The organism is Bacillus sp. SN1 (assembly GCF_002796895.1).
Lineage (GTDB): Bacteria > Bacillota > Bacilli > Bacillales > Bacillaceae > Bacillus > Bacillus inaquosorum.
Genome location: NZ_PHIE01000001.1, coordinates 801,494 through 817,117 on the forward strand (window position 1 = coordinate 801,494; position 15,624 = coordinate 817,117).

Annotated in this window: 15 protein-coding genes; all 15 read right to left on the reverse strand. The window is 42.9% G+C overall.

Annotated features, from left to right (window positions below; genetic code table 11):
• Positions 1-89 precede the first annotated feature (89 nt).
• The 15 genes from spoVS to CVV77_RS03890 all read right to left on the reverse strand — a co-directional run bounded on the left by spoVS (position 90) and on the right by CVV77_RS03890 (position 15,586).
• Positions 90-350, reverse strand: coding sequence for a stage V sporulation protein SpoVS (spoVS, locus tag CVV77_RS03820; protein WP_003154135.1), 261 nt, complete (start codon positions 348-350; stop codon positions 90-92).
• A gap of 199 nt (positions 351-549) precedes the next feature.
• Positions 550-1,344, reverse strand: coding sequence for a 2',3'-cyclic-nucleotide 2'-phosphodiesterase (gene ymdB / locus CVV77_RS03825; protein ID WP_100274690.1), 795 nt, complete (start codon positions 1,342-1,344; stop codon positions 550-552).
• Positions 1,345-1,413: 69 nt separating this feature from the next.
• The gene (gene rny, locus CVV77_RS03830; RefSeq protein WP_003221010.1) at positions 1,414-2,976 is read right to left on the reverse strand and encodes a ribonuclease Y; all 1,563 of its coding nucleotides are present in this window, start codon (positions 2,974-2,976) and stop codon (positions 1,414-1,416) included.
• A 275-nt stretch (positions 2,977-3,251) separates the two neighbouring features.
• A complete protein-coding gene (locus CVV77_RS03835; RefSeq protein ID WP_100274691.1) occupies positions 3,252-4,427 on the reverse strand; it encodes a serine hydrolase domain-containing protein in 1,176 nt (391 codons plus the stop codon).
• A gap of 167 nt (positions 4,428-4,594) precedes the next feature.
• Positions 4,595-5,641 (reverse strand): recombinase RecA, encoded by a 1,047-nt coding sequence (gene recA, locus CVV77_RS03840; RefSeq protein WP_003238440.1) that lies wholly within the window; start codon positions 5,639-5,641, stop codon positions 4,595-4,597.
• 172 nt (positions 5,642-5,813) lie between these two features.
• The gene (locus CVV77_RS03845; RefSeq protein WP_100274692.1) at positions 5,814-7,064 is read right to left on the reverse strand and encodes a competence/damage-inducible protein A; all 1,251 of its coding nucleotides are present in this window, start codon (positions 7,062-7,064) and stop codon (positions 5,814-5,816) included.
• Positions 7,065-7,082: 18 nt separating this feature from the next.
• Positions 7,083-7,664, reverse strand: a complete 582-nt coding sequence (gene pgsA / locus CVV77_RS03850) for a CDP-diacylglycerol--glycerol-3-phosphate 3-phosphatidyltransferase (RefSeq protein WP_003238444.1) — start codon at positions 7,662-7,664, stop codon at positions 7,083-7,085.
• A 49-nt stretch (positions 7,665-7,713) separates the two neighbouring features.
• Positions 7,714-8,628, reverse strand: a complete 915-nt coding sequence (gene rodZ, locus CVV77_RS03855) for a cell shape determination protein RodZ (protein WP_003238446.1) — start codon at positions 8,626-8,628, stop codon at positions 7,714-7,716.
• 18 nt (positions 8,629-8,646) lie between these two features.
• Positions 8,647-9,438: a DUF3388 domain-containing protein gene (locus CVV77_RS03860; protein ID WP_003220998.1), complete on the reverse strand. Its 792-nt coding sequence runs from the start codon at positions 9,436-9,438 to the stop codon at positions 8,647-8,649.
• 129 nt (positions 9,439-9,567) lie between these two features.
• Complete coding sequence (locus CVV77_RS03865) at positions 9,568-9,825, reverse strand: DUF3243 domain-containing protein (RefSeq protein WP_003238448.1); 258 nt, start codon at positions 9,823-9,825, stop codon at positions 9,568-9,570.
• A gap of 80 nt (positions 9,826-9,905) precedes the next feature.
• Positions 9,906-10,634: an elongation factor P 5-aminopentanone reductase gene (ymfI, locus tag CVV77_RS03870; protein ID WP_100274693.1), complete on the reverse strand. Its 729-nt coding sequence runs from the start codon at positions 10,632-10,634 to the stop codon at positions 9,906-9,908.
• Between the two features lie 54 nt (positions 10,635-10,688).
• Positions 10,689-11,975 carry an EF-P 5-aminopentanol modification-associated protein YfmH gene (gene yfmH / locus CVV77_RS03875; protein ID WP_003238452.1) on the reverse strand — a complete coding sequence of 429 codons (1,287 nt, stop codon included), beginning with the start codon at positions 11,973-11,975 and terminating at the stop codon, positions 10,689-10,691.
• On the reverse strand, positions 11,972-13,252 hold the full coding sequence (gene yfmF, locus CVV77_RS03880) for an EF-P 5-aminopentanol modification-associated protein YfmF (RefSeq protein WP_088110913.1): 1,281 nt from the start codon (positions 13,250-13,252) through the stop codon (positions 11,972-11,974). Before yfmF ends, yfmH begins: the two co-directional genes overlap by 4 nt.
• A 272-nt stretch (positions 13,253-13,524) precedes the next feature.
• Positions 13,525-14,736, reverse strand: coding sequence for a bacillibactin exporter BcbE (gene bcbE / locus CVV77_RS03885; RefSeq protein WP_080010808.1), 1,212 nt, complete (start codon positions 14,734-14,736; stop codon positions 13,525-13,527).
• Between the two features lie 124 nt (positions 14,737-14,860).
• Positions 14,861-15,586, reverse strand: a complete 726-nt coding sequence (locus CVV77_RS03890) for a GntR family transcriptional regulator (protein ID WP_003238458.1) — start codon at positions 15,584-15,586, stop codon at positions 14,861-14,863.
• Positions 15,587-15,624: the final 38 nt, after the last annotated feature.

Genomic DNA, 15,624 nt, shown 5'->3' on the forward strand with positions numbered 1-15,624 from the left:
CCGAAAATACTATCGGAAGAAAATATCACAATAAATGAAAAACAACCTGTTTGCATGAGGCAAACAGGTTGAGAATGCTTTATTTGTTTTTAGCGAGGCTCCACGATTAATTTAATCGCCGTTCTTTCTTCACCATCGATTTGAATATCAGTAAAAGCCGGAATACAAATCAAATCTACGCCGCTAGGCGCCACAAATCCCCTGGCAATCGCCACAGCTTTTACAGCTTGGTTTAATGCACCCGCTCCAATTGCTTGAATCTCGGCGGCCCCTCGCTCTCTTAACACACCTGCAAGCGCACCTGCCACTGAATTTGGACTCGATTTTGCTGAAACTTTTAAGATTTCCATTTCTGCTCCCCCTTAGTTTTACAATGGATAAGTGAGTGTTCATTAGAACAATCATTATTAGATGTTGCTATCCAAAAAGCCATCCCCACAATGCTTTTCAAAAATAGCGGGCTACCTTCCATTTTTACTATATTCACTAAGGAGTTGCTATATTCCTGCTTTTCTTTTTAATATTTTTATAAAATAACCATATGTTCAATTATTCAAAGAACATGTGATCATCATTGATTAAAATACGTTCGATTTTAACGGCTTTTTTCGTTTGATCATCGATGTCGATGACAACACCGCTCAGTGTTGTTTTTCCTTCAGCGACAGTAAAACGCACTGGAAGGTTTGTTTTGAAGCGCTTGATAATCGTCTCTCTGTCCATCCCCAGTATACCGTCATATGGGCCAGTCATTCCTACATCAGTAATATATGCTGTACCCTTCGGCAAAATGCGGTTATCCGCTGTTTGCACGTGTGTATGAGTTCCAACAACAGCTGATGCCCGTCCATCCGTGTACCAGCCAAGTGCGAGCTTCTCACTTGTCGCTTCAGCATGGAAGTCGATAAAAATGTACGGTGTTCTTTTCGCAGCTTCTACAATCAATTCATCCACTTTTAAAAACGGATCATCAAGCGGCGGTAAAAACGTGCGTCCCTGTAAATTAATGACGGCAAGCTCTTTGCCGTTTGCTTTCACATAGGTTATCCCTTTTCCCGGTGTTCCCTCTGGAAAGTTTGCGGGGCGAACCAAGTTCGGAACGTCATCTATAAAATCGAAAATTTCTTTTTTATCCCATGTGTGGTTCCCCATTGTGATTGCATCTGCACCGGCTTGGATTAAGCTGTGATAAATTTTTTCTGTCAGGCCTTTTCCATGTGCAGCATTTTCACCATTAATAATGGTAAAGTGAGGCTTATATTTTGTTTTTAGCTTTGGTACATATTCTTTGACCATGTCACGGCCCGGTGAACCGACAACATCTCCGATAAATAAAATTCTCATTTTGTAAATCCTTTCTTCTTGAAAATTCCTTGGCCGTCAAAAAAATAAAGTGATGCTTAGCGCATCACTTTATTTTGCATACTCTACGGCTCGAGTTTCTCTGATTACCGTCACTTTAATATGACCTGGATAATCAAGCTCGTCCTCAATTCGCTTACGGATATCTCGCGCCAGTCGATGAGCTTCAAGATCATTAATTGAATCCGGCTTCACCATAATGCGCACTTCGCGTCCAGCCTGAATCGCAAATGATTTTTCTACACCTTCGTAGGACTCAGAAATTTCTTCGAGCTTTTCAAGTCTTCGAATATAATTCTCGAGCGTCTCACTTCTTGCGCCAGGTCTTGCAGCGGAAAGTGCATCTGCTGCAGCTACCAGCACAGCGATAATAGAAGTCGGCTCTTCATCCCCGTGGTGTGATGCAATACTGTTAATCACGACTGGGTGCTCTTTATATTTGGTCGCAAGCTCTACCCCGATTTCAACGTGGCTTCCTTCTACTTCATGGTCAATTGCTTTTCCGATGTCGTGAAGAAGGCCCGCACGTTTAGCAAGCTTTGCGTCTTCTCCAAGCTCCGATGCCATTAGACCGGCCAAGAATGCGACTTCCATGGAATGCTTGAGCACATTTTGACCGTAGCTTGTACGGAACTTTAAGCGGCCGAGGATCTTGATGAGATCTGGGTGGAGGCCGTGAACGCCAACCTCAAATGTCGTTTGCTCACCCATCTCACGAATATAGTCATCGACCTCGCGGCGAGATTTTTCAACCATTTCTTCAATCCGTGCCGGATGAATACGGCCATCCTGAACGAGTTTATCAAGAGCAATCCTTGCTGTCTCACGTCTGATCGGATCAAATCCGGAAAGAATGACAGCTTCAGGTGTATCATCAATAATCAGGTCAATACCTGTCAGCGTTTCAAGCGTACGAATGTTACGCCCTTCCCGTCCGATGATACGTCCTTTCATCTCATCATTTGGAAGATTGACAACTGATACCGTTGTTTCGGCAACGTGGTCCGCTGCGCAGCGCTGTAAGGCGAGTGAAAGAATGTTTTTCGCTTTCTTATCCGCCTCTTCTTTCGCACGGTTTTCAGTTTCTTTTGTCATGATGGCGATGTCATGTGAAAGCTCGTTTTCAACCCGCTCAAGAATGATTTGTTTTGCTTCATCACGAGTCAGACTCGAAATTCGTTCCAACTCTGACTGCTGCATACGAATCATCTCATCCACTTTGCTTTCCATCTCTTCAATATGTTGTTGTCGTTCATTCAGAGAATGATCTTTCTTCTCCAACATCGCTTCCCGTTTATCAATTCCCTCATGTTTGCGATCAAGGTTTTCCTCCTTTTGGAGTAAACGGTTTTCTTGTTTTTGAAGCTCATTTCGTCTTTCACGAACTTCCTGTTCAGCATCTATTCGAAGTTTGTGGATTTCATCCTTTGCTTCAAGCAGAGCTTCTTTTTTCAGTGCTTCAGCATCACGCTTTGCATCTTCAAGAATTTGCTCGGCTGCACCGCGTGCGCCCGCAATTTTCGCTTCGGCAATGGTTTTACGAACAAAGTAGCCAACAACTAAACCGAGTAGAATCAGCAAAATGGAGATGAGAACCATCATAATTGGGGTCATACTTTCACCTCCTCTTGCTATGAACTTGGTTGTTGCTTAAATAAGTGTCGGCATGTACATTGTCTAGTTTTCTCAACATACAGAACCTTCACAGGGAATGAGTATTTTCATCGCCCTTGTCAAGTTTAAATGGTTTAACAATCATGTTAAAAAAACAAATGTTACAACTTCATTGTAAATGTGTCGGAAATACTTGTCAAGCTTGCCATCTTAACGATTGCGACCAGATGCCTTTTAGCGTGCCGAATGCAATCCTTCCAAAAGAAGATCATGAATTATTCTTGATTCAAAAGCTGGTATATTTTATTGTTCACTTGGCCGAGTTTAGCGTTATTTTGAATGTTTGAGAACAAAACTACAATCGTTTGCCCAGATTTGCTAAAGCTGTTCAAGATGTTGAAGCCCGGCATGACACCATGGTTTGAATAGCTTCCGGGAGCAACATAAAATCCCATACCGTATGTAGAGCTGCTCCCTGGTGTCAGCATCTTTTCATAGCTTTTTGGCGAGTACAGTTTGCCGTCTATCAGCGCTTGGTCAAATTTGTACATATCTATAGCACTCATATATATATCACCGGCCCCATACAGCTGGGATAAATCAGGCATATACGGTGTAAACGTTCTGCCGCCCTTCAGCTTATACCCGACAGCAGGATAAGGTTCTTTATTATATGTTTTATAAAAGCCTGCATGCGTCATTCCCGCCGGTTTAAAAATATGATTCGTTATGTATTGTTCATAGGACTCGCCGCTCACTTCAGCAACAATATAAGCGAGAACAGAATAGTTGGAATCCTTATAGTCCCATACGCCCGGCTGGCGTTTGATTCCCTGACGTTCTATGTCTTTTACTAAATCTTCCGGAGTGATTGCGCCGTTTCCTTCAATATGTCCGTTTATTCCCGATGTATGTGTAAGCAGATTCTTCAAAGTAATCGTTTGTCCGTTAGGGAAATGAGGTAAATACGTGCTTACCGGATCACTTGTCTGAAGTTTCCCCTTTTCCTCAAGCTGCAAAATTGCGGTTGCAATCAGCGCTTTTTGTGACGAACCGATATAAAAAGATGTCAATGGATTATTTTGAATGTGATGTTTACGGTCTGCATAACCAAAACCTTTACTTGTTACGATTTCTCCATTTCTGACAATCATGGCTGTTCCGCTGAAACCGATCTCATTTAAATAATTGCTTATTTTTTGATTACGATCGACTGTTTTGATTTGTTCCTCTGTTTTTTTGGCGGTTTTCTTTTTGACTTCTTTTTTCTGACTGGTATCTGAAACTGCTGCAGTTTCTTGAGATGGCTCGTTTTCTTCACTATTTCGATGAAGCGCATTCCAAATCGTAAAGCAAATCATCACTGCTAAAAGACCAAGCAAAAGTTTGCCTCTTTTATTTAGTTTTCTCCGTCTGCGTTTTGCAGTTCTCCTGCGGGTTGGGCTTGTCATTCATTTTTTCCTCCCAAAATAAATTCCATTTTGCACACGTTTTGTTAGACGAATAAAGCACTGAAAAAGTTGTCAAAAAAAGCAATATTTTTATCATTTTTTTGCAAAATACAAAAAGGCTGAGTTTTTCACTCAGCCTTTTGTATCATTTCAAACTTATTATATTTTTATTCTTCAAATTCGAGTTCTTCTTGTGCCTCTTCAGCTTGCTGCTGCACTACTCCGTGATTATCCAAGCCGTAATGTTCACGAATTTGCTCCTGGATCATCAGCATGATATCTTTATTTTCTTTCAGGAATTGTTTTGCATTTTCACGGCCTTGTCCAAGACGCTCTTCTTCATAAGAGTACCATGAACCGCTTTTTTGCACGATATCAAGTTCAGTTCCAAGATCAATGATTTCGCCTTCTTTTGAGATGCCTTCTCCGTACATAATGTCAACCTCGGCTGTACGGAACGGCGGAGCCACCTTGTTTTTTACGACTTTGATTTTCGTTTTGTTCCCCATTACGTCGTTGCCTTGTTTCAGCTGTTCAGCACGGCGCACTTCGAGACGCACGGAAGAGTAGAATTTCAGCGCACGGCCGCCAGGAGTTGTTTCCGGGTTTCCAAACATAACGCCGACTTTTTCACGAATTTGGTTAATGAAAATCGCAATTGTCTTCGATTTGTTAATGGCCCCTGAAAGCTTACGAAGCGCTTGAGACATTAAGCGTGCTTGTAAACCGACATGTGAATCTCCCATGTCGCCTTCAATTTCCGCTTTCGGAACGAGAGCCGCCACAGAGTCGACTACGACAATGTCAACTGCACCGCTTCGAACCAACGCTTCCGCAATTTCAAGCGCCTGCTCGCCTGTATCAGGCTGAGACAGTAAGAGCTCTTCGATGTTGACTCCGAGCTTCTGCGCGTATACCGGATCTAACGCATGCTCCGCATCGATAAACGCGGCTTGTCCGCCTTGCTGCTGAACCTCAGCAATCGCATGGAGCGCAACAGTTGTTTTACCTGAGCTTTCAGGACCGTATACTTCAATAATCCGTCCGCGCGGATATCCGCCAATTCCCAGTGCCGTATCAAGAGCGAGGGAGCCGCTTGGGACAGTAGAAATTCTTGTATCTGTCTTTTCTCCCAGTTTCATAATGGAACCTTTACCGAACTGTTTTTCTATTTGTTTAAGAGCCATATCTAAGGCTGCCTGACGATCACTCATTCTATTTTTTCCTCCTTTATGTTACCACTACATATACTATACCCTGTTTGAAGGGATTTGCCAAGAAAAAAGCGAACGCATATTCGGATTTTTTCCTGGCGTGATTTCTATCAAAATATCATAATGCATCAGAGAAATCATGTTTTCTTAGGAGGATAATGTGCTGAAAATATTATTTTTGCTCTAAAAGCTTCAAGATTAAATGGCAGCCGTATTTAGCGCCTCGTTTTCTGATTCCCGTTCTGGAGCCGGCAAAGTGAAACTCGTGAACCTCTTCTTTTCCATTTGCTGAAATACCGATAAACACATGTCCAGGCTCATGCCCTTCTTGAGTATCAGGTCCTGCTACACCGGTAAAGCTGATGCCGATGTCGCTGCCAGTGAGCTTTTGAACACCCTTTGCCAGCTCTGATGCGCACTCCTTGCTGACCGCGCCAAAACGATCTAATGTTTCCTTCTTGACGCCAAGCACATTCTGCTTCACGTCGTTTGTATAGCAAACGACGCCGCCGGCAAATAATTTTGAAGCCCCGCTAAGATCCGTCAGCCATTCAGAAAACAGCCCGCCGGTAAAACTTTCCGCCGCGGAAATCGTAATGCCTTTTTCCTTACATGCTTTAGAAAGCTCTTTTACAAGGGAAGTATCATCGTAGCCATAGAAAAATTCACCGACTCGTTCTAAGATAACAGCCTCTGTTTCTTTTAACAGACGCTCTGTTTCCTTTTCGTCAGCATGTTTGGCTGTCAGTCGCAGCGTCACCTCTCCGTCAGCCGCCAAAGGGGCGATTGTCGGGTTCGTTTGTGCATCAATAATGTCTTCCAAATCGGCTTCAAGCTGAGATTCGCCGATACCGAAAAAGCGAAGAACAGTTGAAACAATTTTTTCATTTGAGCCCATCTTTTTCAGCAGAAGAGGCTTTGCTTCATTTTCAAACATTGGACGCAACTCGCTTGGTGGCCCAGGAAGAAGCATATAAAAGCGCGATTCATGCTCTGTGAGCATTCCCGGCGCCATTCCAAAGTGATTCGCCAGTACGTCAGATCCTTCGATCACAAGCGCCTGTTTGCGGTTATTAGGTGACATCGTGCGTTTGGTCCGTTTGAAATAGTCCTCAATGGATTGGAACGCTTCATCATTTAATACGAGCGGACGTCCCAGCGCGTTTGCAATCGTTTCTTTCGTCAGATCATCTTTTGTCGGTCCGAGACCTCCTGAAAAAATAATGAAGTCAGAGCGTTCTTCAGCAATGCGGATGACTTGCTTCAGCCGCTCCGGATTATCTCCGACTGCTGTATGATAAAATACGTTAACTCCGATCTCAGCGAGCTGTTTACTGATAAATTGAGCATTTGTATTGGCGATCTGGCCAAGCAACAGCTCTGAACCGACTGCAATAATTTCTGCTTTTTTTGGAAATCCCATGACGTAAGTCCTTCTTTCTTAGTTAGATGTTTTTAGCGCTTCCCAGTTTTTAGAGAAATATTCCCAGCCTGATACGACAGTAAAGAAGACAGCTACCCATAGCGCTAAGTCAGCAAACGGGAATGACACAAGTTCAAACGGAAGATTATGAAGAAGCAATGCGGAAACCGCAATGATTTGTGCCCAGGTTTTAATTTTACCAAGCATATTAGCAGCTACTACTTCTCCTGTTCCGGCTAAGACAAGCCTTAAACCTGTGACGGCAAACTCCCGGCTGATAATCACAATGACCATCCAAGCTGGAGCAAGATCAAATTGAACAAGGATAATTAACGCTGCGGATACAAGCAGTTTATCCGCAAGCGGATCAAGAAATTTCCCGAAGTTTGTCACGAGATTCAGTTTTCGGGCATAATACCCGTCCACCCAGTCTGTTGTGGATGCAATAATAAATAAAATAGCGCCCGCCAAGTGTGCGACCGGGATCGATTCGTCTCCAAATTCGAGCCTGCCCCAGTCAAACGGCGCCAGCATGATAATCATGAAGATTGGGATTAATGCGATTCTAGCTAGTGTGATTTTATTTGGTAAGTTAAACATAAAGCCCCTCCAGTTTCATACTCGGACGTGAAGAAAAGTCATCTGGTAATTAAGATGACTTTTCTTCCTTTTTATTTACAATCTTAATGGTTTGTGCCATCACATCATTCGGATCAAGTTCATAAGAAAGAACCTTACCGTTGATTTTTATTTTCAGATTAGGTGCATATCCTGTGCGGATTTCAACTTGTTTCTGATCAGTTATGTCTTTTTTATAGGTTTCGTCTTTTTTGAGCGTTCCCTCTTTTAACGAGCTGCTGTTTTCATCGCGCACTCGAACCCAAGAGCTGTCTGATGCCTTCAGTTCAAGCTCGATTTTATCAGCGCCGGACACTTCATAAGTCGTTAACGATCCTTCAGTGCCAGCCGCTTTAATCTCCAGTTTATCACTGTCACTTTCTTCTTTTTTATCTTCATTTTCTTTTGTTTCTTTTTTAGTGTCTGCCTCTTTTTCAGAGCTGTTATTTTGATTCTCTTTTAGTGTTGAATCTTTAGGGATTTCATACTTGCTTTCACTTTGCGTAATTGATTTTTCAGATGCCGCATTGTTATCATCGCTGTTTTTATGATTCGCAAATTGAATGATCGCGTACACAATCGCAATTACGACAATCACGCCGAGAATCACAAGTATTGTTGGCAGCAGCTCCAGCGCCTTAGATGCTGGCTTTGGCATTTCCTTTTGAAGATTCATGCCGGAGATCTTTTCAGACACATCGTCATGATACGTATTCGGGATATCTTTTTTATGCTCCTCAAACAGCTGATCCGCATCTAGCCCGACGGCTTCTGCATATTGCTTGATGAATGCCCGAACATAAAACTTCCCCGGAATAATGTCATAGTTTCCTTCCTCCAAGGCGGTTAAATACCTTTTTTGAATCTTTGTTGCCGCTTGGAGATCATCCAATGACATTGCTTTTTCCTCTCTGGCTTCTTTGAGCCGGATTCCTAGTTCAGTCACAACAAACACCTTCCAATTTTAAAAATCAAAGCTTGAAAACCCGGATTGATCAAACATTTGGGGTTCCTCGGCATGTTCATATGTAATAACCTCATCAGGGTCATTTCTCAGTTCAATAATATAATCAAAGTCATCTAGTGTATACTCTGTATTTTGAACGAATATGTCTGGATGCTCCACCACTTTTGTTGCAGGCAGCCTCATAATTTCTCTGACCAGCTGGAGATGGCGTTCTGACCCTCTTCGTGTTGACACAATTCCGTCAACAATAAAGACATTCTCAGTGCTGTATTCATCGGCAATCAGCTGGCTTCTTATCGTCTGCTTCAGCAAGGTTGATGACACAAAAAGCCACCTTTTGCTTGCACACACGCTGGAGGCCACAATTGATTCTGTTTTCCCGACACGCGGCATACCACGAATTCCGATTAACTTATGGCCTTCTTTTTTGAATAGTTCGGCCATAAAATCGACTAATAAGCCTAGCTCGTCCCGTTCAAAGCGGAACGTTTTCTTGTCATCGGCATCCCTTTGAATGTAACGGCCGTGGCGTACGGCAAGACGGTCGCGAAGCCTTGGTTCTCTCAGCTTCGTTACTTTAATTGTTTCCATCGTTTTTAAGATTGATTCTAATCGTTTAATTTGATCTATATGGCGGCACCTGAGGAGCATTCCCCTTCTGGAAAGATCGACGCCGTTTATCGTTACGATGTTAATAGAAAGCATCCCAAGAAGAGATGAAATATCCCCGAGCAGTCCGGGGCGGTTCACTTGAATTTCATATTCAAAATACCATTCGAGCTTTGCCAAATGATATACCCCCTTCATTGTGGCAAAATTTTACCTTCCTTTATCATAAAGCATTTTTCTCTAATTAGAAAGAAGAATGTTGCTGTGATAAGGAAAACATAAAAAAGAGAGGAAAAATCCCCTCTCTTCCTAGTGAGTGCTGTTATTTTCAACAAGCTTAACCATCATATTGGCAATGGCGTGCTGTTCATCTTTTGATGCTACGCTCCAAAGATCTGCCAGCACTTTTTCCTGCTCGTTCTTAGATTCCACTTCATTAGCCAAGTAGCTGCCGATTTCTGTCGCAAGATCTGTAATAGTATCTTGGCTCATACCTTGATCTTGCGCATAGTTCAGACGGTCGCCAAGGAAGTTTTTCCAGCTATCCCAGTTTTCTAATACTGACATGCTTGTTTCCTCCATTTCATGTGAAGTTACAAGATTATTGTGTCCTTCGCAAAAGAAACTATACACCGAATATTTTCGGATCAGCAGTGCCAGCCGCCATTCACCGACAAAATTTGGCCAGTGATATATGACGCTTTTTCAGACAGGAGAAAAGCTGTTGCATCCGCAATTTCTTGCGGCCGGGCCAGCCGGCCGATCGGGATCTCATCAGCGATCTCTTCTTTTTCAGACGGGGTGAATTGATTCATCATATGTGTATCAACCGCGCCTGGCGCTACGGCGTTTACTCTGATTCCGCTTGGCGCCAGCTCTTTAGCCAGTCCTTTTACAAACGAGTGCTGAGCTCCCTTTGCCATGCTGTACAGCACTTCACAAGATGCTCCAGTCTCTCCCCAAATAGAACTGACAGCCACAATTGCTCCTGATTTCTTCCGGATCATGCCTGGAAGAAGGTTTCTCGTCAGCATATAAGGACTCGCCACATGGAGCTGAACCATTTCCTGGACCGTTGCATTATCCACATCCGTAATCAGCCCAAAATGGCTTCTTCCGCTATTTAAAATAATCGCATCAATCGGCTGAACAATTGAACCTGCCAGCTTATCTGCTCCTTCTGGCGCGGACAGATCGGCTTGTAAAATTTCAGCATGCACGCCAAACGTCTCTCTTAGTTTTTCAGCAAGCTCCGCTGCCGCGTTTTGATTTGTATTGTAATGCAGCAGCAAATTATATCCATCTGCCGCAAGGGTTTCACTTATGCTTTTGCCAATGCCGCCGCTTGCTCCGGTGATTAGTGCTGTTTTGTTCATCCTCTTTCCTTCTTTCCGCAGAAAAACACCCCTCACACTGGAGGGATGTTTTGTTTATGATTTAGGAACAACCTTGCAGACGGTCAGTCTGTCTGCAGCAATTTCCTCTTGTATGACTTGCTGGACATCCTCGAGGGTAATTTGCTCGAGTACCGTTACGACGTCAAACAGGCTCATATCCAAGAAAGCATAACGGGTAAATTGATTGGCAATGTATTCAGGTGAATTCAGCGCCTTTAAGAATGAACCGATCTTTTTCTTTCTGGCAAGTTCAATCTTTTCAGCAGTAATCAGTTCACCAGCGCGTAGAAGCATGCTTGAAATGTCTTCAGCCAATTGATCAGGTTCCGGCGTATCGCCTCCGATCGCCGCAAAACCAAACCCATATTCTGCAGTAAAATCAAAGCTGAACGTTTCGTCAATATACCCTTTTTCATAAAGTGTTTCGTACTGGGCAGAGCTTTTGCCGAAAAGAGATTCAAGCAATAAGTTCATTGAAAGTTCATGCTTTAACAGCTCTTTGCCTAATTTAAAAGGGTTCTTTGATTTCAGCCCGACAAGGCATTTCGGTCCCTGCACGTTCATTTTGATCTCTTTTTCTTTTCGGAAAACCGCTTCTTGCTCCTGTACTTCCTCCCGTTTGATCTCCGGCTGATCAGTATACGGCTTTCTTTCCTGATTTTCTCTTACCTGAGAAATGATCGTTTCAGGATCTACTGGGCCAACAATGAAGAGGAGCATATTGCTCGGGTGATAAAACGTTTCATAGCATTCATAAAGAAGGTCTTTTGTAATATGTGAAATGCTTTCCACTGTTCCGGCTATGTCAATTCTGACAGGATGTTCTTTGTACATGTTTTCAATGACACCGAAGTAAAGCCTCCAATCAGGGTTGTCGTCATACATGTTAATCTCCTGCCCGATAATCCCTTTTTCTTTTTCAACCGTTTTTTCAGTAAAATATGGGTCCTGCACAAAATCGATCAGTGTCTCTAAATTGCGTTCAACATTTGATGTGCTTGAAAAAAGGTAAGCCGTTCTTGTAAATGACGTGAACGCATTGGCAGAAGCGCCCTGTTTGCTAAAATCTTGAAAAACGTCTCCGTCCGCTTTTTCAAATAGCTTGTGCTCAAGAAAATGGGCAATGCCGTCCGGCACGTGGACCATCTCATTTTTACCTAAAGGGACAAACCGGTTATCTATAGAGCCGTACTTTGTTGTAAAGACCGCATATGTCTTGTTGAAGCCTTTTTTCGGCAAAACGTAAACATCAAGGCCGTTTGGCATTTTTTCATGGTACAGCGTCTCCTGAAGCTGTTCATATTCGATTGGTTTGATCAAGATGCACCCTCCGTCCCTTTTAAGAAATAAGTCGTATCAAGCTGAATCTTTTCGCCGGCTTTCATGATATCCTCTTTTGTGACCTGCTCGATATTGGCAAGAAAGTCTTCGATTGGAATATCGACCTGAGCAGCGGCCTGCTGGTATAAAAATTCAGATAAACCGTACGCAGTATCAATGGTTTCCAGCACTTGATTTCGAATGACGGCCTTTGTCTGAGCGATGTCCTGCTCACTGAAGTCGCCGTTTTTCATTGCCTGAAATTGCTCAGCAATAATAGAAACAGCCTGTTCGTAATTTTTCACTTCAATGCCCGACATCACCATTAACAAGCCTTTAAAACTTTCTATTCGAGAAGCGGCGTAGTAAGCAAGACTGGCTTTTTCCCGAACATTGATGAAAAGCTTGGAATGAGAGAACCCGCCGAACAGTCCGTTAAACACTTGTAAGGCAGGATAATCCTGATCCGTATAAGTGATATCGGTGCGGTAGCCTATGTTCAGCTTTCCTTGTTTGACATCTTCTTCATCAATCACTTCTTTAGGCTGGGCTTTTTGCTCAGCTTGATTGTTTTCAATCGTTGCGAGGGTGCGCTCTTCTGTTTGAAAATACTTGTCAATTGACGTTTGCACTTGGTTACTGTCCACATCGCCAACAACATAAAGATCAAGCTGGTCTTTTTGGATCGCGCTTTGGTATGTTTCATACAATTGATCAGCCGTAATGGCATCAACATCGTCGATTTCGCCATTGACATGGAGCGCGTAAGGCTCATTTTTGCACATTTCCTGTATCAGCCTTAAATTCGAATAGCGCATTTTATCATCATAGACCGCTTGGATTCTTTGCTTGAGCGTCCGTTTTTCTTGAGCCACATATTGTGATTGAAATACGCCTCCCTCAAGAGCAGGTGAAAAGACGATTTCTGCGAGAAGCTGCAGTCCTTTTTCAAGAAGCGGCGTTTGATCTTTTAAATATTTTTCATTCGGGATTTCAAGCCTGAGCGTAATGACGTGCCGCTCTCCTTTTTTCGAAAGATCCGCCGAAACTGACGTGCCGTACAGTTCATCTAAATAAGAGCGCAATTCTGCTGTTTTCGGATGTTTTTTTGTTCCGCGAAGAAGCACATGCGGAAGCAGTGCTCTTTTAGTGACTTGGTCCTTTGTCAGCGGCGCAAGCATTTTAAAAATAAGCGAGACGGTTTTGAATTTTTCTGTTTCTACAATGTGCGCGGTTAAACCGCCGTGCTTTGTTTTGACTTCATTTACATATGACATATGGAACCTCCTTCGTTCATTTCTTATTAGTATGTATTATGACCAATTTTCAGCATACGCAGAAACACTCTTTCATGTAATTATAGCAACTGTAGGATTTATAAGGAAACAATAACCTCCGCCTGACAAGACAGAGGCTGTATAGGTTAATCCTTTTTCATTCTGAAAGGCTGCTGTTTAAGCCTCAAAGAATGAAAAATGCAAACTGCAAGAGAGAATGACTTTCCGCTAAATGACAGCATCCGGCCTTCACAGCAAAAAAAGACGGTTGGCTAGACCGTCCCTAAGTTTTTTTCTTCCTCTTCACTTTTTTTAGCATCCACAGTAAAGAGCACTAGAAATAAAGAAACAATGCTGCAAAACGCCGATAGAATGAAAATCAGCCAGTTTGCATTAGACATTAACGCCGCAAACACAGGAGGACCGAGAGCTACTCCTATAAAGCGCATGCTATTGTAAAAGGAGGAAATGGTTCCGCATTGCTCACTTTTAATGCCTTCGGTTATCAGTGCATCTAAAGCAGGGAGAGCCATTCCGATCCCAATCCCGCCAAAACTTAAAAAGGCAAATAAAAAATAAAAACTGTGGTTCCACCACAAAGCAATAAACGACAGGGTTAACATAACCATTCCCGTAACAACGCAAAATTTCATGCGCCCTTTATCTTTACCGATCTTTTTGCCAGCTATAAAAGAACTGGTTGATAGAAACAAAAGTGGGATTGCCAGTAATCCGCCTTTAGCCACTCCGTCAATGGCATACTTGTTCTCCAGCGTATCTGACAAATAAAATAATACGCCGAATAACAAAAACATAATCACACACCCGATAATAAAGACCGTATAAAGCCAGCGCCCGTCCTGTTTAAAGATTTTCCGCACACTCTTGACAAACTCAGAAACCGCTGGTGCATCTTCATCTTCTTCAGGCTTAGACACCAGAAACAACACGAGCAAAAAGCTGATTAAACAGAAAAACGGAATAAACCAAAACGGTACAAACCAGTACCAGGAAGCCAGTAAAGCGCCAAGTATGGGACTCAGTACCTTCCCAGATGTGTTGGCGGTTTCAATATCGCCAAGACCGGCGCTGACCTTTTCATCGTCTCCTTCAAACAAATCGCCGATAAACGGCATGACGATAGGAGCTGCACCTGCAGAACCGATGCCTTGAAGAACCCGGCCCGCCAAAATCATAGCGTAAGGATTTTTCATATAGGTGGAGGCAAAAGCAGCGACCACCCCTCCTAATCCTGCAATGAGGAGGCATGGCAGCAATATTTTTTTTCTCCCGAATCGATCTGACAGATACCCCGCAATCGGAATGCAAATAATTGCCACGACCGAATATACAGTAATGATTAAAGACACTTGAAATGAAGTCACCGACAGCTTTTTCTCCATCATCGGCAGAACGGGAATCAGCATGGAGTTCCCGAGTGTCATCACAAGCGGTACGGAGGACAATGCAATAATATTTTTCATTCCATTTTTCTCTCTCAACATTTTCACCCATTCACTTTCTTGTCATCCCTTATATGTTGCGTTAACCCGAGTGAAAGTATGTAAAAAGACAAATAAAAAAACAGACACATCACAGGCGTCCGTTTTAGAATCGTTTACGCAAAACATGAAATCTGAATTTATCCGCTCTAAAATAATTTAATGAGTAAAGCACCGGTTGATCGTGCTGATCGTAATGGGTTTGTTTTAACAGCAGGAGAGCTGTTTCCGGATCGCATTCCAGCACTGGAGAAATCGTATCATGATAGCCGATCGGTTCAATATCAGTTACTGCATAGCTGATCACGGAGCCTGAATTTTTTTCAAGCAAATCAAACATAGATTCTTGCTGATGAGAAAAAGAATTCGGCAAAATATCCATCGGAATTTTGTCTATACAATACACAATCGGCTGTCCGTTAGCTGTTCTGACTCGTTCGAGGTAAAAAAGTTCTTGCCCTTCTGCCAAATGAAATCTCTTGATATCATCTTCAGACGGCATAAGCACTTGCGATGATAGAAAAATCGTGCCAGGTGTCAAATTTGCCTGTTCTATCATCTTGGTTACACTGTTCAGCTGTTCAATGCCCGAAAGAAATAACGGCTTAGAATGGACAAAAGTGCCTACACCATGCCTTCTGATAATCACATGCTCTTCTTCCAGTATCCGCAAGGCTTCTCTTAGCGTCGCTCTGCTGACACCCAGCTTTTTGGAAAGCTCAAATTCAGAAGGCAGCTTTTCCTTCTCAGTGTAGATGCCATTTTTGATATCCTCTTTAATTCGTTCAATCACTTTTAAATACAAGTGCCGATTATCAGCTTTTGTAGACATGTTTCCCCTCCGTAAACCACTTTCGATAAAAATTATTG